The sequence below is a fragment of the Nonomuraea sp. NPDC003707 genome, from assembly GCF_053587055.1.
The window spans coordinates 748,212-768,651 of sequence record NZ_JBSFNK010000001.1 but is presented as its reverse complement, the minus strand read 5'-3'; the positions used below and the strand labels follow the sequence as shown (position 1 = coordinate 768,651).

At 71.1% G+C, this 20,440-nt stretch carries 16 protein-coding genes; 10 read left to right on the top strand and 6 right to left on the bottom strand.

Annotation, left to right across the window (positions count from 1 at the left end; all coding sequences use genetic code 11):
- The first annotated feature begins 54 nt into the window (after positions 1–54).
- The 6 genes from ACWDRB_RS03560 (at position 55) to ACWDRB_RS03535 (ending at position 5,982) form a co-directional block, all read left to right on the top strand.
- Positions 55–801, top strand: a complete 747-nt coding sequence (locus tag ACWDRB_RS03560; RefSeq protein ID WP_449891711.1) for a hypothetical protein — start codon at positions 55–57, stop codon at positions 799–801.
- A complete protein-coding gene (locus ACWDRB_RS03555) occupies positions 798–2,033 on the top strand; it encodes a hypothetical protein (protein ID WP_449891710.1) in 1,236 nt (411 codons plus the stop codon). The genes ACWDRB_RS03560 and ACWDRB_RS03555 overlap by 4 nt, the downstream gene beginning before the upstream one ends.
- A gap of 12 nt (positions 2,034–2,045) precedes the next feature.
- Positions 2,046–2,255, top strand: a complete 210-nt coding sequence (locus ACWDRB_RS03550) for a hypothetical protein (RefSeq protein ID WP_355194194.1) — start codon at positions 2,046–2,048, stop codon at positions 2,253–2,255.
- 63 nt (positions 2,256–2,318) lie between these two features.
- Entirely contained in the window at positions 2,319–3,044 is a 726-nt protein-coding gene (locus tag ACWDRB_RS03545; protein ID WP_449891709.1) for a maleate cis-trans isomerase family protein, read from the top strand.
- The gene (locus ACWDRB_RS03540) at positions 3,041–4,207 is read left to right on the top strand and encodes an FAD-dependent oxidoreductase (protein WP_350723058.1); all 1,167 of its coding nucleotides are present in this window, start codon (positions 3,041–3,043) and stop codon (positions 4,205–4,207) included. Before ACWDRB_RS03545 ends, ACWDRB_RS03540 begins: the two co-directional genes overlap by 4 nt.
- A 44-nt stretch (positions 4,208–4,251) precedes the next feature.
- On the top strand, positions 4,252–5,982 hold the full coding sequence (locus tag ACWDRB_RS03535; protein ID WP_449891708.1) for an RNA polymerase sigma factor: 1,731 nt from the start codon (positions 4,252–4,254) through the stop codon (positions 5,980–5,982).
- 37 nt (positions 5,983–6,019) lie between these two features.
- Here ACWDRB_RS03535 and ACWDRB_RS03530 read toward each other — a convergent pair whose 3' ends face one another.
- Positions 6,020–7,945 (bottom strand): Xaa-Pro dipeptidyl-peptidase, encoded by a 1,926-nt coding sequence (locus ACWDRB_RS03530; RefSeq protein WP_449891707.1) that lies wholly within the window; start codon positions 7,943–7,945, stop codon positions 6,020–6,022.
- Between the two features lie 72 nt (positions 7,946–8,017).
- On the opposite strand from ACWDRB_RS03530, the gene ACWDRB_RS03525 reads away from it, so the two are divergent.
- Together ACWDRB_RS03525 and hrpA are read left to right on the top strand one after the other, a co-directional pair.
- Complete coding sequence (locus ACWDRB_RS03525) at positions 8,018–9,076, top strand: ADP-ribosylglycohydrolase family protein (RefSeq protein WP_449891706.1); 1,059 nt, start codon at positions 8,018–8,020, stop codon at positions 9,074–9,076.
- A gap of 110 nt (positions 9,077–9,186) precedes the next feature.
- Positions 9,187–13,059, top strand: a complete 3,873-nt coding sequence (hrpA, locus tag ACWDRB_RS03520; RefSeq protein ID WP_449891705.1) for an ATP-dependent RNA helicase HrpA — start codon at positions 9,187–9,189, stop codon at positions 13,057–13,059.
- Here hrpA and ACWDRB_RS03515 read toward each other — a convergent pair.
- Together ACWDRB_RS03515 and ACWDRB_RS03510 are read right to left on the bottom strand one after the other, a co-directional pair.
- Positions 13,049–13,750, bottom strand: a complete 702-nt coding sequence (locus tag ACWDRB_RS03515; protein ID WP_449891704.1) for a Uma2 family endonuclease — start codon at positions 13,748–13,750, stop codon at positions 13,049–13,051. The genes hrpA and ACWDRB_RS03515 overlap by 11 nt on opposite strands.
- A gap of 106 nt (positions 13,751–13,856) precedes the next feature.
- Positions 13,857–15,860: a catalase gene (locus ACWDRB_RS03510; RefSeq protein ID WP_449891703.1), complete on the bottom strand. Its 2,004-nt coding sequence runs from the start codon at positions 15,858–15,860 to the stop codon at positions 13,857–13,859.
- Positions 15,861–15,936: 76 nt separating this feature from the next.
- Here ACWDRB_RS03510 and ACWDRB_RS03505 point away from each other — a divergent pair, with 76 nt between their 5' ends.
- Complete coding sequence (locus ACWDRB_RS03505) at positions 15,937–16,590, top strand: HAD family hydrolase (protein WP_449891702.1); 654 nt, start codon at positions 15,937–15,939, stop codon at positions 16,588–16,590.
- A 77-nt stretch (positions 16,591–16,667) separates the two neighbouring features.
- On the opposite strand, the gene ACWDRB_RS03500 is transcribed toward ACWDRB_RS03505, so the two are convergent.
- Complete coding sequence (locus tag ACWDRB_RS03500) at positions 16,668–16,994, bottom strand: DUF5709 domain-containing protein (protein ID WP_350723043.1); 327 nt, start codon at positions 16,992–16,994, stop codon at positions 16,668–16,670.
- A gap of 158 nt (positions 16,995–17,152) precedes the next feature.
- Positions 17,153–18,886, bottom strand: coding sequence for an ABC transporter ATP-binding protein (locus ACWDRB_RS03495; protein ID WP_350723041.1), 1,734 nt, complete (start codon positions 18,884–18,886; stop codon positions 17,153–17,155).
- A 70-nt stretch (positions 18,887–18,956) separates the two neighbouring features.
- On the opposite strand from ACWDRB_RS03495, the gene ACWDRB_RS03490 reads away from it, so the two are divergent.
- Positions 18,957–19,376 (top strand): MarR family winged helix-turn-helix transcriptional regulator, encoded by a 420-nt coding sequence (locus ACWDRB_RS03490; RefSeq protein WP_449891701.1) that lies wholly within the window; start codon positions 18,957–18,959, stop codon positions 19,374–19,376.
- Positions 19,377–19,379: 3 nt separating this feature from the next.
- Here ACWDRB_RS03490 and ACWDRB_RS03485 read toward each other — a convergent pair whose 3' ends face one another.
- Entirely contained in the window at positions 19,380–20,369 is a 990-nt protein-coding gene (locus ACWDRB_RS03485) for an amidohydrolase family protein (protein WP_397365018.1), read from the bottom strand.
- Positions 20,370–20,440 lie beyond the last annotated feature (71 nt).

The following is a 20,440-nucleotide window of genomic DNA, read 5'->3' as shown; positions in this document are numbered from 1 at the left end:
CTATCGGAGGGCATGGTAACTGTGGCTTAACAGTCGGGGAGGAGGTGGCCGGACGTGACCATGGAATCCTCGCACCTCGAAGATCTGCCCTCCATGGGGCAGGAGCGAGTGGTGCAGCGGATCTGCGCGCGCGTGGCCGGGCCGGCAGTGGGAGCCGGCGTTCAGGTCGCGAGCCTGCCTCTCGGCGGCCTCCAGGTCTGGCTGGACAGCCCTCGTCACCGTTGGCGCTTCTACCACCGGATGGCCCGCGAGCTGCGGCTGGCCGGCTGGCACACGGAGACGGGACCTGATCGGCTGCTGTTGCTCGGGTGGAGTGCGGTCTGCCTGAGCCACCGCGCCAGGATGCTGAGCGCGGCCCTGGCGGGACGGCTGGCCGACTTCGACAAGACGGCCTTCATGGCCGTCATGATCGCCACCCGGCTGCGCCACGAGGGGTTCCCGGTGGAGGAGCTCCCGGCCGAGGTGGAAACCCGCTTCCGCGACGCGCTGCGCTGGCCCGCCCGGCTGGAGGACCTCGACGGCCTGGAACGCCGGTCGTCGCTGGAGCCGCTGCGGCTCAGGCTCGCCCAGGTGGCGGGGCTCGAGGCCAAGGTCGGCTGCCGCTGCTGCGAACATCTCGCGCTCGCCTCGAAGGTCGCGCGCACGGTGGCCGGTGGTGCGGTGCCGGCCGGGTCGCGCGCACGTTCGTCGGCATCGTGCTCCGCCACGCCGGATTCCTCCCCGGGGGTTGGGCTGACCGAGCGCATGGTCTGCGTCAGCGTGCCCAACGTGGCAACCACCAGAGCGGGGACGGCGCGATGACGCCGACGCCCATCCCCGCGCACCGGGCCGCACCGGTCCCGGCAGCCGTGGCGTGGCCACGGCACCGGGTCAGGAGGCGGCCGGGTCACCACCTCGGCGTCGCCATGAGGTTCCCCGCCGCGTACGCGCTGCCGCCCGGCGCGCCGCCCACCGGCCAACGGCCCTGGGGCGTCGCGTTCTGGTGCGCGTGCGCAGGAGCGGGAATGCTGGCGCTGCTGTCAGACGGCGGGTGGCCGCCGGCCGATCACGGCCGACTTCACCGCCTGGGACTGACGGTGGCGCTTGTGCCGCTGGCCCCGGCGCTTCCCCATCCCTCCGGCATCGCGCGGCACGTGCCCGACTTAGTCGGCGCGGTGCTGTCGACCAGCGCGTTAGCGGCTGGCGTGCTGGCCGACACGAGGGGGAGCGCCTGGGGCCGGCTTTATCGGCGTTCGCCGGGCCGTGCGGCCGCGGCCACGGAGCCGATCGCGAGGTCGTACGCGGGATCGTACGCGACCTCGTGGCGGCATCGTGCGCGCGCGACCGACCCGCGGCTCCGGCGACGTAGCGGACTCCCGATGGCGGCGGGCGCGTTCTGCCCGTCCGGTGCGGCGTCGTTCGCCGTGCCCGCCATGGGGCCGCCTTTTGTGGAGAAGGCCGGGCTCCTGTCGGCCATGATCGCGGTGACTCCGGCGGCCATCCTGGCCGTCCGCCGCGTCGGGACCGACGGAGCCGTCTACGGCGGAGGCTTTGCTCTGGGCGGAGGTTGCGCGCCGCTGCCGGCCCACTCGTCTTCCGACGGGTGGAGCCTGCTCGGCGCGGTGCTGATGGGCGCCGGATTCGGCGCGCTCGCGGTCGGTCTTCTGGCGGGGGCCACCGCGAGCGCCGAACCCGGTCAGCACGCCTCCGCGATCGGCACCATCGGCACGTGGGCGATGCTGGGTGGGGTGATCGGCGCGATGGGCGCCACAGTGCTGATCGGCCGGCCGTTCTCGGAGGGGCCCGCTTCCGGGCCCGTCTCCGTCCTGGTGGCCGTTCTCCCGGCCGCCGTCCTGCTCGCCGCCACGGCGCTGGTGCGGGTCGCCGGGGCGTCGGGCCATGAGACCGAACCTCGATCTCAACGCGCGGCGGAAGAGGGGCCGGCGATGTTTCGCCGGCTCCTCGCCGAGCCACGCGGCCACGTCAACCACGTACGGAGCGAGGTTCTGGCCCGCTTCGCCACATACGACCGCAAGGTCGTCAACCCGCTATGAACAGGAGCGATCATGCTCACGGATGAACTGCGCCGGTCACAGCCGCACGAGGTCCACGCACGCGGAGCGCGCCACGCGCCGCCGTCCTGGGGCGAGGACCAGGGCGACGCGCCGCCGGTGGAAGAACCGCCGCGCACCGTGCACAGGCTGCGCCGCATCCGTCCGGTGTCCGCGCGTGCGATCACCGAGATCGACCACGCGTTACGCCACCCGGTCATCTGACACCACACCCTTCCCGCACAGGAGGAGAACCCATATGCGCACCGTCCTCGCCCGGAGCCTTCAGTGAGCCGCGGGAGGGTGGGAGTGATCGTGGCGCCCGCCAACCCCTCGGCGGAGCCCGAGCTCACCCGCCTGCTCGGGTCGCGCGCCGACATGCACGTCACGCGCTTCCCGGTACGGCCCGGGCAGTCTCTGGCCGAACGGCTGGAAAGCTACAACGAGGCCCTGCCCTCCATGGTCTACGCGTTCGACGCCCTGCCGCTGAGCGCGATGGTCATGGCCTGCAGCGAGCCCCGCTACCTCCTCGGTCCCGATGAGGACCGCGACCAGTGCGCCGAGCTGACGGCCGCGACCGGGGTGCCCTTCGCCTCGGCCACGCAGGCCACGCGCGAGGCGATGGAACACGCCGAGGTGAGCGACATCGTGCTGGTCTCCCCGTACCAGCCGTGGCTGACCGAGCTGGCCGAGCGGTTCTGGAAGACGGCCGGGCTGAACGTCACCCAGGTCATCCAGGTACGCGCGAAGAACGGCTACTCCTCGTACGCGGTCACCCCCTCCGAGCTGATCAGCCAGGTCGAACTGGCCGAGCTGCCGGCGGACGCGGTGCTGCTGTTCACCGGCACCGGCATGGCCACGCTGCCCGTGCTCGGCCCCCTCAGCGCCGGCAACGACCGGATCCTGCTGACCTCCAACCTCTGCACGGCCTGGTGGGCGCTGTCCAGGACCATCGGGCAGCAGGTGACGCTCGGCCGCGTGCCGCACCGGCGGTACATGGGAGGCGCGGCATGAACGGCGTCATCGTGGTGGGAGCGGGACCCGCGGGGCTGACCGCGGCGCTCTCGCTGGCCAAGGCCGGGATCCCGGTCACCGTGCTGGAGCGCGAGAGCGAGCTCAGCAAGCAGACCAGGGCCTGCACGTTCCACCCGGCCACGCTCGACCTCCTCGACGACCTGGGCGTGGCGTCCCAGCTCGTCGCCAAGGGCCGCGTCGTCGACCGGGTGCAGTGGCGCGACCGGTCCGGCATCGTGCTGGCCGAGATGGGCATGAACCGGCTCAACGGCCTGACCAGGCATCCGTTCAGGATCCACGCCGACCAGGCCGCGCTCACCCCGCTGCTGCTGGCGGCCCTCAGCGTCTACCCGGACGTGGACGTGCGGTTCGGCACCCACGTGGACGGCGTGGCCGAAGGCGGCACAGGGATCCGGGTCCGCGTCGGCCACACCTGGACGCGGGCCCGGTACATGATCGCCGCCGACGGCGCGCACAGCACGGTCAGGGGCTCCCTGGGCCTGCCGTTCCCCAGGTCCGCCTACCCGACGCAGGCGTTGCGGGTGTTCACCGACTCGCCGCTGGACCGGCTGCTGCCGAGCCTGGCGCCGCTGACGTACGTGCGGGACGTGCAGCAGTCCTGCACGCTGCTCGGGCTGCCGGACCACTGGCGGATCATCTTCAAGATCCCCTGCGACACGCACGAGCCGCTGTCGCCGCCGAACCTGTCCCTGCTGGTCCGCCGGGCCCTGCCGGGGGCGAGCGGGCCGATCCACGTGACGGGCGCCGACCGGTTCGGGCTGTCCAGGGGCGTGCTGACCTCGTACCGGTGCGGCCGGGTGCTGTTCGTCGGCGACGCCGCGCACCTGACCTCCACGGTCGGCGGGCTCAACATGAACGCCGGCATCCACGACGCGGCCGAGGTGGGCCAGGTGATCGCGGCCGTGATCGGCGGCTTCGCCCCGCCGGCGGCGCTGGAGGCGTGGGCCTGGCGGCGGCGCTCGGTGCTGCTGCAGCGGGTGATCCCACCTCGCGAGACCCGGCTCGCGGGAGTGCGGGAACGCGACAGCGCCAGGCTGGCGGCCGCCATGGCCGGGCTGCGCGCCATCGCCGGAGACCCTGACGCGACACGTGCCTACCTGGCACAGGCCTCATTACTGGACACCGTGCCAGGGAAGAGGTGACGACCCCCCGTTCCGCGTACTGACTGGAGGAGGTGTGACGCCGGATGTGGCGAACCCTGTCTGACGACGCTCGCCAGGCCATTCGCGACCTGTGCGACAAGCACGGAGCCCGCCTCTACGACTACTGCCGCACGGAGCTCGCCGCGGGCGACGCCGAGCAGGCGGTGGCCGGTGCGATGCTGACGGCGCACCTGTACGCGGATCGCGTGGTCGATCCGGCCCTGCGGCGGCCCTGGTTGTACGCGGTGGCCCGCGCGCACCGGGCGTTCGTCGCCAAGCCCGCGAGCATCGGCTCGTGGTCGCGGCCCGGCCGGATGTCGGAGCTGCTGCCCGAGGCGCTGCTCTCCCTGGAGCGCCCGCAGCGGGAGCTGCTCGACCTGTCCATGCGCCACGGCCTGGCCGACGCGGAGATCTCCGTGATCTTCGAGCTGCGCCAGGACGAGGTGCGGACCATCGTCACCCGGGCTGCCGAGTCCCTGGAGGAGTGGTTCGCCGCGATCATCGCCGCGCGGGGGCGCGACGGATGCCCCGACCTGACGGCACGCGTGTCGGCGTGGGTCGCGGCGCCCGGCCGGCGGGCCAGGGCCAGGATCGGCCGTCACATCCAGTCCTGCGCGACCTGCCGGGCCGCGCCGAGGACCATGTCGGCGGCGGCGCTGCTGCGCCGCCTGCCGATCACCACACTGCCCGGCACGCTTCCCAACCGGCTGGCGTTGGCGCAGCCGTTGCCCGGCGAGGGGTCTCTCTGGCGGGCGGACGGCTTCCCCGTGCAGGCACGCACACTGGTGGAGACCGGTCCTTCCCCGGCTCCTCCGGTCGCCGACGCCACGCCGCAGATCCCGGTCGCCGACCCCACGACGGCGACCTCGGGAAAGCCCTGGTCGGCGGCGGGCGCGGCCGCCGCCGACCAGGAGCCCCCGGCGGCACCCGCCGTGCGCGGGCGGCACCCGTTCACGCCGCCGAGCCGTACGCGGGCCTTCCGCGGCGGCGCGTACGGGGACAAGCTCGTCTTCAGCGCCGCCGTCAAAGGCTCGGGCAACGGCTCCCACAGCGAGGGCGCCATCATCCGGTACGGCGGGATCAGCCTGGGTGGCGATCTGGCCGAGCTGCGGGACGGGCAGGTTCAGGAGTTCTGGCGGGACCGGCTGGACGACGACGACCCCGAGGCGGGGCCGCCGATCAGGGCCGTGGCCAGGCTCGGCCTGATCGTGGGCGTGGGCCTGCTGGTGGCGGGGCTGGTCTGGGCCGTCGTGAACGCCCAGAAGCATCCCCCGACGCTCACCAAGGCATCGGCGCAGACGGGCGGCCTGCTGGACGAGCCGTCGCGCTGGGTGGCCGGGGTGGCCCCGATGGCCGCCGGAGCCGGCCTGACGAGCATGGCCAGGAAGGCCGAGCTGCCCAAGCCCGCGCCCCCGGTGGCCAGGCTGTCGCCGGCGACGGCGTGGCTGGGCTCGGGGCGTACCGGAACGTTCGCGCTGTCGTGCGACGGACGTTGCGAGATCGTCTCCGCCAAGGGCACCGACGGCATCACCGTGTCAGGGAACACCTTCAAGGTGACCGCGCCGCTCTCGCGGCCCGGCTGCTCCGGGCGGTCGAGCGTGGAGCAGGGGAAGATCACCGTCCAGTGGGCGGGCCGGGCGACCGGTGACGGCAAGACCACCGGCGGCACCAGCGCCGGGGGCGGCACCCTGACCATGAGCGTGGCCTGGACGGTCCGGCAGAAGGGCACGCGGACGACGCTCGACTACCGGCGCGGCGTCCTCTCCTGCGGGTGAGGGCCCCGGGCGGCGCGCCCGAGGCCCCCTCATACCGCTAGAAGAACGAGAACTCGCGATCGGGCTCGGGCAGCTCCACCCGGTCGGGACCGCGGAACGTGGTCGTGTCCCTCGGCACGTCCGCCAGCGGCGTGCCCAGGACGAACGGGACGACGACGCTGGACCTGGCCAGGTCCAGCGTCACGGTCGCGCCGGTGCCGGTCTCGTCGCTGTAGGTCGAGTCGGTGCCGGCCACCACGAGGCCGACCCGGTGGCCCTTCCTGAAGGTGTAGTCCTGCGGCAGCGTCAGCCACTTGACCGTCCCGTACGTGCCGGGCGGCAGCGGCGCGGCCTGGCTGAGCGAGTCGCGGTTCTGGACGTCGATCCAGCCGCGGGCGACGATCTCGAGCGGGCGGGTGGCCACGTTCGTGACGACCTTCTTGTAGCAGGCGTCGTCGGCCGCGGTGCTCTCGCCGTAGCAGTCCTCCTCGGTGAGCGTGGTGATGCCCTGGCCGCGGCGCCAGTCGACGCGGGTGCCGTCGCCGAAGTCGACGAGCAGGGCGGTCAGGTTGGAGGTGGGCTTGTCCAGCTTGACCCGCAGGTCCGCGGTGGGCGTGCCGGACAGGCGCAGGTCGAGCGGGAGCGCGCCCGTGGTGAACGCGACCCGTCCCGGGTTCGCCGTCCCGATGTCGGCCACCATGTCGCTCTCGGTCATGGCGACGTCGGTGAAGGAGGCGGTGCTGTTCCTGGCGGCGGGCTTCAGGCCGAGCGAGCCGTCGGGCGCGGGACGCAGGGACGCCTTGAGCGCGAACGGCGCCGGCCAGTCGTGCTGGGTGGTCCAGCGGGCCGGGCCGATCTCGACGTCGGCGCGGGGCTCGTTCACGATCCCGTTGCGTACGCCGTGCAGCCAGTGGTCGAACCACCGGTGCAGGGTGTCCACCCAGAGCGCGCGCCGGCCCTCGAAGTCGAACGGGTCCACGTGCTGGGTCTGGCCGACCCAGATCTTGCGCGGCACGTTGCGGTCGGCCAGGGCCTTCCACCAGGTCGAGAAGTTGTCGGGCTTGACGTTGAGGTCGTTGACCGTGTGGACGACGAACACGCTGGCCTTGACCTTGGAGGCGTCGCCGAGCAGGCCCTTGATGTAGTCGCGCTCGGCCCAGAACGGATTGAAGTCGCCCGTGTCGTCGCCGTCCTCGGCGTCCATCCTGTCGCGCACGGCCTGGCACTTGGCCTCGGGGTCGGTGTCGACGTAGTTGGCCAGCCAGGAGGCGTAGTCGTGGTTGTAGATGACGCCGTTGGAGCGCTGGTACTTGTACCAGGAGCTGATGGCCGAGATGGGCACGATCGTCTTCAGGCCCTCGACGCCGGTGGCGGCGACGGCGTTGGCCAGGGTGCCGTCGTACGACTTGCCGATCATGGCGGCTTTGCCCGTCGTCCAGTCGGCCACGGCCGGGGTGCCGTCCGCCCTGAACGCCTTGGCGCGGCCGTTCAGCCAGTCGATGACGGCCTTGCCGCCCAGGACGTCCGCCTTGCCGCCGATGTCCGGGCAGCCGTCCGATCGGGTGGTGCCGAGCATGTCGACGTTGAGGACGGCGTAGCCGCGGGGGACGAAGTAGTTGTCGTAGAAGAGCGGAAATTTCGTGACATTTCCGGCGGCGTCGTAAATCTTGCGCTCTGCCTCGTTGCCGCGGCCGGAGTTGTCGTAGTACGGGCTCTCATCGATGATCACCGGCACCTTGAGCCCCGGGCCGGACTCCTTGGGCCTGATGACGTCCACGCGTACTCTGTCGAGTTTGCCGTCGAGGTCGCTGTCGACGGTCGACTCGACGTACACGTGCTCGCGGACCGCGTCCGCGTAGGAGAAGACCGGCTGTGTACGGCCGTTCTGGACGGTGATGGCGGGTGCTGCTGCCGCCGCCTGGGCGGGTGTCGCGATCGCGAGGGTGAGGGTGACGGCGAAGAGGGCCGGGCGTAATTGTGGCACGCGTGACCTCCGGGACGTGGGCCGAATCACCCGCAATCTCTCAGACCGCCCGGAGCCTGACAAGATTTCCCCATGGACGTACGGGATCGAGTACGAGGCTGCCTCCTCGGTGGCGCGATCGGCGACGCGCTCGGGTCGCCGATCGAGTTCCAGTCGTGGCGGGAGATCCGCAGGGAGCACGGGGCGGAGGGCATTACCGGATATGTCACGACGTGGCGAGGAAGGTCCGGCCTCATCACCGACGACACCCAGATGACACTCTTCACCGTGGAAGGGCTGCTCCGGGCCCGCGCCGCTGGTGGACCCCCGGCCCCAGGGCGGGCGGCGTACCCGTACCCCGAGGTGGTGGAGCCCGTGCTGCAGGCGTACCTGCGCTGGCTCGACACCCAGAACCACCAGGCCCCGCCGCCCGCGGACCGCCCGCACCGCACGGGCCGGCTGCGCGAGGAGACCTGGCTGTACTCGCGCCGGGCCCCGGGCAACGCCTGCCTGTCGGGCCTGCGTCAGCAGTTCCCCGGGCCGTCCCCGCTGGGGGAGCCGGGCCCGGTGAACCCGAACTCCAAGGGCTGCGGCACTGTGATGCGCTCGGCCCCCTTCGGCCTGGTCGCGCTCTCCGGCGCCGCGGGGCCCGACCCTCGGGAGGCGTTCGAGGTGGCGGCGGCGTGCGCGCAGATCACCCACGGGCATCCGACCGGCTACCTGGCCGCGGGGGCGTTCGCCGCGATCACGGCGTACCTCGTGGCGGGCGAGGCCCTGGAGCCCGCCGTCCACCGCGCCGTGGACCTGCTGACGGCCTACCCGGCGCACGACGAGACCAGCGCGACCCTGCGCGCCGCCGTGGCGCTCGCCGCCGACGGCGGCGCGCACTCGCCGGAGCGGGTCGAGTCGCTGGGCGGCGCGTGGGTGGCCGAGGAGGCGCTGGCCATCGGCGTGTACTGCGCCCTGGTCGAGCCCTCCGTGGAGCGGGCCCTGCTGCTGTCGGTCAACCACTCGGGCGACAGCGACTCCACCGGCTCGGTGTGCGGCAACCTGCTCGGCGCCCTCCACGGCACCGGCGTCCTGCCCGCCGCCTGGCTGCGCCCCCTGGAGGGCCGTGACACGATCGAACGTCTCGCCGCCGAGCTGGTATGACCGACAGGCGCCCCGGGCCGGGCGAGATATTGGGATGCGCGTCCCGCCGGTGTCGGGCAGCATGGTCGGTTGGCTCCGGGGACGCGGGGCTCAAATATCCTGAAAGCAGTATGGGAACGCCTTCCTTGTCCTCTCCACTCGCCGAGCTCCACTCCCGCCTGCCCGAGCTCATGCCGCGCGACCAGCGGCGACTGCGGCGCAGGCTCGACGGCATGCGCCGGGTCCGGTCACGTGACGCCCGGGACAAGATCGTCGCGGAGATCCTCGCCGACGTCGAACGCGCCGAGCAGCGGCTGGTCCGGCGGCGCGAAGCCGTACCGGTGGTGAAATATCCGGAAAACCTGCCGGTCTCCCAGCGGAAAGACGACATCCTGGCGGCCATCCGCGACCACCAGGTGGTGATCATCGCGGGCGAGACGGGCTCCGGCAAGACGACCCAGATCCCCAAGATCTGCCTGGAGCTGGGCCGCGGCGTACGCGGGCTGATCGGCCACACCCAGCCCCGCCGCATCGCCGCCCGCACGGTCGCCGAGCGCATCGCCGAGGAGCTCGACACCGGCCTGGGCGAGGTCGTCGGCTACAAGGTCCGCTTCACCGACCAGGCGAGCGACCGCACGCTCGTCAAGCTGATGACCGACGGCATCCTGCTGGCCGAGCTGCAGAACGACCGCACGCTCGACCAGTACGACACGCTGATCATCGACGAGGCCCACGAACGCAGCCTCAACATCGACTTCATCCTCGGCTACCTCAAGCAGCTCCTGCCCCAGCGCCCCGACCTCAAGGTCATCATCACCAGCGCCACGATCGACCCCGAGCGGTTCTCCCGCCACTTCGACGACGCGCCGATCGTCGAGGTCTCCGGCCGCACCTACCCGGTGGAGGTGCGTTACCGGCCGCTCAGCGAGGACGACGACCAGACCCAGGGCATCGTGGACGCCTGCCGGGAGCTGATCTCGGAGGGCCCCGGCGACATCCTGGTGTTCCTGTCGGGCGAGCGGGAGATCCGCGACGCCGCCGACGCCCTGGGCAAGGCCGAGTTCCGCAACACCGAGATCCTCCCGCTCTACGCCCGCCTGAGCGCCGCCGAGCAGCACCGCGTCTTCCAGCGCCACACGGGCCGCCGCGTCGTGCTGGCCACCAACGTCGCCGAGACGTCGCTCACGGTCCCCGGCATCAAATACGTCGTCGACCCGGGGTTCGCCCGCATCTCCCGCTACAGCCACCGCACCAAGGTGCAGCGGCTGCCGATCGAGGCCGTCTCGCAGGCCAGCGCCAACCAGCGCAAGGGCCGCTCGGGCCGCACCTCCGACGGCATCTGCATCCGGCTGTACGAGGAAGAGGACTTCCTCAGCCGGCCGGAGTTCACCGACCCCGAGATCCTGCGTACCAACCTGGCCTCCGTCATCCTCCAGATGACCTCGATCGGGCTGGGTGACATCGAGGCGTTCCCGTTCGTGGAGCCGCCGGACCGCCGCCAGGTCAAGGACGGCGTCAACCTGCTGCACGAGCTGGGCGCGTTCGACGTCCACGGCAAGCTCACCGGCGTCGGCCGCAAGCTGGCCGGCCTCCCCGTCGACCCGCGCCTGGGCCGCATGGTGCTGGAGGCCGAGAAGAACGGCTGCCTGCGCGAGGTCATGGTGATCGCCGCGGCGCTGTCCATCCAGGACCCGCGCGAGCGCCCGTCCGACAAGCAGCAGCAGGCCGACGAGAAGCACCGGCGCTTCGCCGACCCCGAGTCCGACTTCCTGGCCTACCTCAACCTGTGGAACTACCTGCGCGACAAGCAGCAGGAGCTGTCCTCCAGCGCCTTCCGGCGGCTGTGCAAGGCCGAGTTCCTCAACTACCTGCGCGTACGCGAGTGGCAGGACATCTACAGCCAGGTGCGCCAGTCGCTCGGCGCCCAGCCCAACAGCCAGCCCGCGCAGCCGTACCACGTGCACGCGTCGCTGCTGGTCGGGCTGCTGTCGCACATCGGCGTCAAGGACGTCATGGACAAGCAGCGGGGGCAGGACGGCCGCCGGCCGATCCAGGAATACCTCGGCGCCCGCAATGCCCGCTTCGCCATCTTCCCCGGCTCGGCGCTGGCCAAGAAGCAGCCGCAGTGGGTCATGTCGGCCGAGCTGGTCGAGACCTCCCGGCTCTGGGCGCGCGTCAATGCCAAGATCGAGCCCGACTGGGTCGAGCCGCTCGCGCAACACCTGGTCAAACGCACCTACTCCGAGCCGCACTGGGAGAAGAACCAGGGTGCGGTGATCGCCCTGGAGAAGGTCACCCTGTACGGGGTGCCGCTGGTGGTGGGCCGCAAGGTCAACTACGGCCGCATCGACCCCGACCTGTCGCGTGAGCTGTTCATCAGGCACGCCCTGGTCGAGGGCGACTGGGACACCCACCACCGCTTCCTCAAGGACAACCGCAGGCTGCTCGGCGAGGTCGAGGAGCTGGAGAACCGGGCCCGCCGCCGCGACATCATGGTGGACGACGAGGCGCTGTTCGACTTCTACGAGCAGCGGGTGCCGGCCGACGTGGTCTCGGCCCGCCACTTCGACTCCTGGTGGAAGCAGGCCAGGCAGCAGACGCCCGACCTGCTCACGTTCTCGCCGGACATGCTGGTCAACGAGGGCGCCGACGTCAGCGCCCGCGACTACCCCGACACCTGGAAACAGCTCGGGCAGCGGATGAAGCTGACCTACCAGTTCGAGCCGGGCGCGGACGCCGACGGCGTGACCGTCCACGTGCCGCTCCAGGTGCTCAACCAGGTCAGCTCCGACGGCTTCGACTGGCAGATCCCCGGCCTGCGCGAGGAGCTGATCACCGCGCTGATCCGCTCCCTGCCGAAGGCCCTGCGCCGCAACTTCGTGCCCGCCCCCAACTACGCCAAGCAGGTGCTGGAGGGGGTCAAGCAGGGCGGTGAGCCGCTGCTGGCGGCCGTGGAGCGCGAGCTGCTGCGCCTGACCGGCGTACGCGTGCCGCGCGAGGCCTGGCAGCTGGACCAGGTGCCCGAGCATCTGCGCATCACGTACCGGGTGATCGACGAGCGCAGGCGCACGGTGGCCGAGGACAAGGACCTCGACGCGCTGAAGCGCCGCCTCGCCCCGCGCCTGCGGGAGACGCTCTCGCAGGCCGGCGACGACCTGGAGCAGACCGGCCTGCACACGTGGAGCTTCGGGACGCTGCCGAAGGTGTTCGAGCAGGGCCGGATGAAGGGCTATCCGGCGCTGGTGGACGCGGGCGACTCCGTCTCGATCAAGATCTTCGACACGGCGGCCGAGCAGCGCCGCTCCCACTGGCCCGGCGTGCGCCGCCTGCTCCTCCTCAACGTCACCAACCCGGCCAAATCCCTACTGGGCGGCCTGTCCAACCAGGCCAAGCTGGCGCTGTCACGCAGCCCGCACGGCGGGGCGGTGGCGCTGTTCGAGGACGTGGTCAACGCGGCGGTCGACAAGCTGATGCTCGACGCCGGGGGCGCGGCGTGGGACCCGGTGGCCTTCGACCGCCTCTACCAGCACGTACGGGCTCACCTCCACGACACGGCGGCCGACGTGCTGTCGAAGGTGGAGCAGATCCTGAGCGTCTGGCACGCGGCGGGCGGCCAGCTGGGCGGCCTGCGGGAGAGCGCGTCGACGGACGACATCCGCGAGCAGCTCGGCAAACTCGTCTACGCGGGCTTCGTCACGGCGACCGGTTACCGGCGTTTGTCCGACATCTTGCGCTATATCCGGGCGATCGACCGCCGCCTCACCAAGCTCCCCGAGGAGCCCTGGCGGGACCAGGAGTGGATGGACAAGGTGCACAAGGTCGAGGACGACTACCACGACGTGCTGGAGAAGCTCCCTCGGGCGCGGAGAGGGGATCCGGACGTGGTGGAGATCCGGTGGATGATCGAGGAGCTGCGGGTGAGCTTCTTCGCTCAGACGTTGGGCACGCCCACGCCGGTGTCGGAGAAGCGCATCACCAAGGCGATGGAGAAGCTCACACCATGAAGATCGAGGTGTCGAGCTCGAGGTTGACGGGGTCGGGCAGGTAGAGCGGCTTTCCCATGGGCTCCGAGTCGATCGTGCGATATACGTCGTCCTCGATGTCGCTGTAGACAGTTACACTCGGGCACTTCGCGACCTGGTCGATCAGCAGGTAGACCGGCACCTTGCCCAGCGCGTAAAGACGCACCTTTTCCTCGCGGTCGTCGCGAACGCTGCTGGGCGAGACCACCTCGGTGACCATGATCACTCCAGTCGACAGCAGCTCATTGCCCCACCGTTTGCAGTCGCGGGGCCACAGCACGTAGTCGGGCTGGAGTGAGTATCGGGGCCCATCGATGCAGATCTGCGGACCATGTGCTCCGTGCCAGCCGCGTTCTTTGCGCAGCGGACGCAGAGCGTAGGCTAGCTCGTCGCTGGTCAAGAAATGCTCAGGGGTGCCTGATGGGCTCACGATCAGTTTCCCTTCGATGACCTCAACCCGGAAGCCGGGGAGGGGGGGTAGGACATCGAACAACTCCCGAGCGGTGCGTGGCGTTCGGCGGCGTCGCACCGCAGTCGACTTCGGGTTGTCTTCTTGCTCCGCCTCGTCCAGCTCCTCTTCGCCGGAGTGTTGCTCCTCCTCCACCGCTTCGGTGTAGTCCTCCTCCACTTCTACTGCGTCCGTGTGGAGCTCTTCTTCCACCATGGCGACCATGGATTCTCTCCCTTCGTATTCGAACGGGCACGCTAAGTATTCCATCTCGCGCGTGCCGATGCCACGAGAATCGGCCGCCCCGTGGGGCGGCCGATTCGATGGGGTGTCACGCCGGGACGGCGTCCACGTCGCGTTCGTAGAAGCGGTGGCCGGCGACCGCCGTGGCGAACTTCTCGGCGATCCCGTCCCCCATCACCACCCCCACGTCACTGGGCAGTCGCGCGGCCTCCAGGAGCTCCCGCCCCGACCCCACGGCCCCGATGGGCTTGCCGTGCTTGAACGCCTCCATGACGAAGAAGCGCGCCCGCCCCAGCGAGGCCAGGGCCGCGCCGTCGGCGGCCACCACCGCGTCGTAGAGGACCGAGCTCGCCGCGCCGAGCTGCCGGTCCACGGGGATGCCGGCCACGGTGCCCTCCGCCGGGGCCAGCACCTCGCAGATGGCGCCCTTGCCCTCCAGCGACTCGCGCAGGGCGGTCACCTCGCCGGCGTCCGTCCCGTCCGCCATGAGGATGGCGACCTTGCGGGTGGCGATGCTCTGCGGCTGGCCGGTCATGCTGAGCGCGGGTGAGGCGTTGGAGTGGACCTCGGTCCTGGGCGGCTCGGGCAGGCCGAGCCCCTGGGCCACCTGGGCGGCCAGGTCGGGGTGGATCTGGCCCAGGTGCCGGACCACGCCCTCCTTGATGGGAGGCCGCTCCACGTGCCCGAGTTCGAACAGGAACGCGGCCACGATGTGCCGCTTCTCCCAGTCCGCCATGCTGTTCCAGAACAGGGTGGCCTGGCTGTAGTGGTCCTCGAAGCTGGGGCTGCGCTCGCGGATCTTCACGCCGTCCACCCGCTCCTGGTAGTGCCGGTAGCCGTCGGTGGCCTCGGGGCGGTTGCCGCTGATGGAGTTGGGCGCGTAGCTGGTGCGCGACTCGTGGATCAGGTGCTGGTGGAAGCCGTCGCGCTGGTCGTTGCGCACCTCGTTCACCGGCCGGTTGACCGGGATCTGCGGGAAGTTGGGCCCGCCCAGGCGCAGGAGCTGGGTGTCGAGGTAGGAGAAGTTGCGGGCCTGCAGCAGCGGGTCGTTGGAGAAGTCGATGCCGGGCACGACGTTGGCGGTGTGGAAGGCGACCTGCTCGGTCTCGGCGAAGAAGTTCTGCGGGTTGCGGTTGAGCGTCATCTTGCCTATGGGCCGCAGCGGCACCTGCTCCTCAGGGATGATCTTCGTGGGGTCGAGCAGGTCGAAGTCGAAGTCGTGCTCCCGCGACTCGGGCACGAGCTGCACGCACAGCTCGTACTCGGGGTAGGCGCCGCGCTCGATGGCCTCCCACAGGTCCCGGCGGTTGTAGTCGGGGTCGTTGCCCTGGATGCGCAGCACCTCGTCCCACACCAGCGAGTACGTCCCCAGCACCGGCCGCCAGTGCCACTTGACGAACGTCCCCTGCCCGGAGGCGTTCACCAGCCGGAACGTGTGCACCCCGAACCCCTGCATCATCCGGAAGCTGCGCGGGATCGCCCGGTCGGACATCAGCCACATGACCATGTGCAGCGACTCCGGCTGGAGCTGCACGAAGTCCCAGAACGTGTCATGCGCCGACTGCGCCTGCGGGATCTCGTTGTGCGGCTCCGGCTTGACCGCGTGCACGAAGTCGGGGAACTTGATGCCGTCCTGGATGAAGAAGACCGGGAAGTTGTTGCCCACGAGGTCGAAGTTGCCCTGAGAGGTGTAGAACTTCGTGGCGAACCCGCGTACGTCCCGCACGGTGTCGGCCGAGCCGCGCGAGCCCGCGACGGTCGAGAAGCGCACGAACGTCGGCGTCGGCGTCGAGGTGTCGTTCAGGAAGGCCGCCGAGGTCAGGTCGCCGAGCGGCTCGTAGAGCTGGAAGACCCCGTACGCGCCCGCGCCCCTGGCGTGGACCACGCGCTCGGGGATGCGTTCGTGGTCGAAACGGGTGATCTTCTCGCGGAAGTGGAAGTCCTCCATGAGCGTCGGCCCGCGGGTGCCCGCCCGCAGCGAGTCGTCCGTGTGATCGACCGGGACGCCCTGATCCGTGGTCATGGTGAGGTCGTCGAGTGGGACGCGATCGGCGTCGAGCTGGCGGTGCTTCGCATCGCGCTCTGGCTTCATGAAGAAATCCCCCTTATAGGATTTGTCGGGCGCTTTGCCTAGGCGCCCGGCCGAACGGGTTGAAACGGGGGGATTGATGATCAAGGCCGTGGTGTTCGACGTCGGGGAGACGCTGATCAGCGAGGCGCGCATCTGGACGCGCTGGGCCGGGCGGCTGGGTGTGAGCGAGTTCGTGCTGATGGGCGCGCTCGGCGGGATGGCGGCGCTGGATCGCCCCCACATCGACGCCTTCGAGCTCATCCGCCCCGGCTTCGACGCGGACGCGGAGGATGCCGCCTGGGAGCGCGACGAGCCCGACGGCCTGCGCAACCACTTCGACGCCGACGACCTCTACCCCGACGTGCGCGACGCCCTGGCCGCCATCAGGGCGGCCGGATACCAGGTGATCATCGCGGGCAACCAGCCGGCGCGGGCCTACGGGGCACTGGTCGCCATGGACCTGCCCGCCGACTCCGTGCACACCTCCGAGGGATGGGGCGTGTCCAAGCCGGACGCCGGGTTCTTCGCCAAGGTCGCGGCGGTCGCGGGGCGGGAGCCCGGCGAGATCCTCTACGTCGGCGACCGGCTCGACAACGACGTGCTCCCGGCCGCCGCGGCGGGCATGCGCACGGCGCTGCTGCGCCGCGGCCCGTGGGGGTACCTGCACGCCGAGCGCCCGCAGGCGGCGGCCGCCGACGCGATCATCGACGACCTGCACGCCGTACTGACCGTGCTGGAACGCCTCGGCTGAGCGCGAGTGTCGGGACGCGTTGGATGAACGCCCGCGCCGGACCGCCGCGCGAGCGGTGACGGCGGCGCGGGGACGGATCACGTGAGGTTCTCGTCGGAGTCGATGCGGATGGCACGCTCCTCCGCCGACAGGTCGTTCCCGTCGTCGTCGCCCCAATCGAGGGCGATCTCCTCGCCTTCCGTGTCGGGCGCCAGCCCTTCGTCCGGCTGGGTCAGCCGGTGCTTGGGGCGGGGCTCGTGGAGCCGGTCCCTGGCCTCGCGGCGAAGGCGTTCGTCGAGAGTGTCCCGGCGCTGGGGGTCGTCTTCCTTGACCTCGTGGTAGAAACCGAGATCCTCGGTCCACTCCTCGAACTCGATCGCCTGTTCGTCACTGAAGCCGAACCGGTCAGGAGGTTTTTCGGTCATACGCGCCCCCTACCCAGGACGCGGCCCGAAATTCTATGACTTGGCCTTGCTCAGGGCCTGGGCCAACTCTTCCTTGTCCCTCCTCGACACTGTGGTGGGCGTCGGTTGCCAGAGGGGTCAGGGCTACTCATGGGACTGGGATGATGCCCATTTGAGAGTTAAACGAGCTCGAGCGGATGATCCCTGCTCACCAGCGCCGCGTAGTGGCCGGCGCGGGCCATCAGCTCGTCGTGGGTGCCGCGCTCGACGATCTTCCCGCCGTCCAGCACGACGATCTGGTCCGCGTCGCGGACCGTGGACAGCCGGTGTGCGATCGTGATGGTCGTACGGCCCCGCGCCAGCGCGTCGAGCGCCTCCTGCACGGCCCGTTCGGTCTGCGTGTCCAGCGCGCTGGTGGCCTCGTCGAGGACCAGCACCGGCGGGTTGCGCAGCAGCGTGCGCGCGATGGCCAGGCGCTGCTTCTCGCCGCCGGAGAACCGGTAGCCGCGCTCGCCCACCAGCGTGTCGTAGCCGTCGGGCAGCGAGGCGATGTGGTCGTGGATGCGCGCGGCCCGCGCGGCCTCCTCCAGCTCCTCGTCGGTCGCCGACGGCTTGGCGAAGCGCAGGTTGTCGGCGATCGAGGCGTGGAACAGGTACGTCTCCTGCGACACCACGCCGACCGCCTCGCTCAGCGTGTCGAACGTCAGCTCCCGCACGTCCACCCCGTCGATCGTGACCCGCCCGCCGGTGACGTCGTAGAGCCTGGGCAGCAGGTAGCTGAGCGTGGTCTTGCCCGAGCCGGTCTCGCCCACGACGGCCAGGCTGGCGCCCGCCGGGACCTTGAGGTCCACGCCGGTGAGGGTGGGGGTCTCGCCGTACGAGAAGTCGACGTCCTCGAAGCGGACCTCGCCGCGCACGTCCTGCAGCTCCCGCGTGCCGGGGCGGATGTCCACCGGCAGGTCCAGATACTCGAAGATCCGCCCGAACAGCGCCAGCGAGGTCTGCACCTCGACGCCCAGCCGCAGCAGCGAGACCATCGGCCTGAACAGGCTGGTCTGCAGGGTCGTGAAGGCCACCAGCGTGCCGACCGAGATCGCGCCCGTGTGGCCGACCGCCCAGTAGATCATCGCGGGCATGGCCGCCATGACGATCTGGATGGACGACTGCCGCCAGCGTCCCGCCATGCTCGTCCGCACGCCGAGGTCGGCCAGCTCGTCGGAGGCCCGGCCGAAGCGCTCGGTCAGACCGTCGGAGCGGCCCATGGTGCGGCCGAGCAGGATGCCGCTGATCGACAGCGACTCCTGGACCATGGAGGCGATGCTCGCCAGCTTGCGCTGCCGCTCGTTGGTGATGCGCTTGCGCTCGCTGCCGACCTTGCGGCTGATCCACACGAACACCGGCATGAGCAGCAGCGAGACGACCGTCAGCCGCCAGTCGAGCGCGACCATGGCGACGATCGTGGCGATCACGGTGGTGAGGTTGGAGACGAGGGATGAGGCGGTCGAGGTGACGACCGACTGCATGCCGCCGATGTCGTTGGCGATGCGCGACTGGACCTCGCCGGTCCTCGTGCGGGTGAAGAACGCCAGCGACATGCGCTGCAGGTGGCCGTAGACGGCGATGCGCAGGTCGTGCATCACCCGCTGGCCCACGGTGGTGGACATCAGCGTCTGTACGACGTCGAACACGCTGGTGATGACCGCCACCGCGATCATGCCCAGGGCCAGCAGCGCGAGCAGGCCGGCGTCCCTGGCCGGGATCGCCACGTCCAGCACCTCGCGCAGCAGGAAGGGCGAGGCCAGCGACACCAGCGACGACAGCAGGATGAGGGAGCCCACCAGGGCCAGGCGGCCGCGGTAGGGGCGGAACAGCTTGATGATGCGCCCGAGGGGCGCGCGTGGTTCCTCCGCCAAGTGGCGCCTCCTTTCAGATGTCCACTCAAACAGAGGTTAACTCATATTTGTTCCGGCTAAACTTATCGACATGGGAGAAAAGGAGCTCGCCGAGCTCTTGCACCTGGTCAGCAGGCGGTTGCGGCGCGGGTACGTGGACCGGCTGGTCCCGCTGGGGCTCAACCCGGGGCAGGCGCGGGCCCTCCGGGCGCTCGCCGAGGCCCCGGAAGCGCTGCGGATGGTGCGGCTGGCCGACGAGCTGCGGATCGTGCCGCGCTCGCTCACGCCGGTGGTGGACGCGCTGGAGGAGGCCGGGCTGGCGCGCCGCGAGGTGGATCCCGCCAATCGCCGCTCCACGTTAGTGATGATCACCCCCGACGGGCGCCGGATGGCCGAGCGCGCCCGCGAGGCCCGCCGGGACGCGGGTCAGGACCTGTTCACGGTCCTGACGGAGGAGCAGCGCGACCAGCTCCGTGACCTGCTGGGCCTCGTGGAGTCCCAGTTCCGCTAGCGATCAGGCCGCGGGGAGGACGGTGCCGCCGAGGACGGTGCCGAGGCAGGGTGGCTGGGCCAGGAGCGCGGCGTACGGGTAGCGTCCGCGGGCGTCGAAGACGGCGAAGTCGGCGCGGGTCCCCGGGGCCAGCGACCCGATGCGCCCCTTGCCCCGGTGCATCCCCAGCGCCCGGGCCCCGCCCATGGTCGCGGCCGCCACCAGCCTGCCGTCCAGCCCTCGGGTCCGCAGCCCGAGCTCGCGGGCGTGCTGCCGGATGCCCCGCGCCACCCCGAGCACCCCGCCGGTGCCGCCCGTCGGACCGCCGTCGGCCCCGGTGCCGAGGGCGACGGTGTTGCCCTCGTCGAGCAGGGCCAGCACGTCGGGGGCGGGCGACGCGCAGACGGCCACCACGGTCTTGCGCAGCCGCAGCAGCTTGCGCTCCCCGGGGTCCAGCGGCCGGGAGACCGCCACGTGGCACAGCGGTCCCAGCACCCCCGCCTCGTCCAGCGCGGCGGGGGAGAGCCGGTCCAGATCGACCAGCAGGCGCAGCCCGAACGTCCTGGCCAGCACCGCCACGTCCTCCAGCACCTGCGGGTCCGGCGTGTGCGCCGCGATCCCCACCGGGCAAGGCCGGTCGACCTCGCGGATCGCCGTGATCACCGCGTCCCGCCCGCGGGTCTCCCACTCCTCCTCGCTCGCGCTGGTCACCTCGACGTACGAGATCCCGGGCACCCCGGCGGGCTCGGCCAGGTCGGAGACCACCCCCGCCCGCGCCGTCACCCCGGGTCCGGCGGCCGGCCCGGAGGCGGACCCCGCGGCGCGGGCGTCGACCAGCCCGGCCACGATCATGCCGGTCCACCGCCGCTCCTCGGCGGCGGGGAAGGACGTGGTCACCGAGGCTCGCGTGCCCACCTCGACCACCCGGTCGCCCTTGAGCGCCACGGCCCCGTCGCGAATGGGATCGGCGCAGACGGGCAGAACGAGCGGGCCGGAATGGACCACGACGGGCATGGGCGCGCGCCTGTTCAGGACCGGACCGGCACGTTTCGCAGACGGCATCGGCACTCCCGTCGGATCATCCC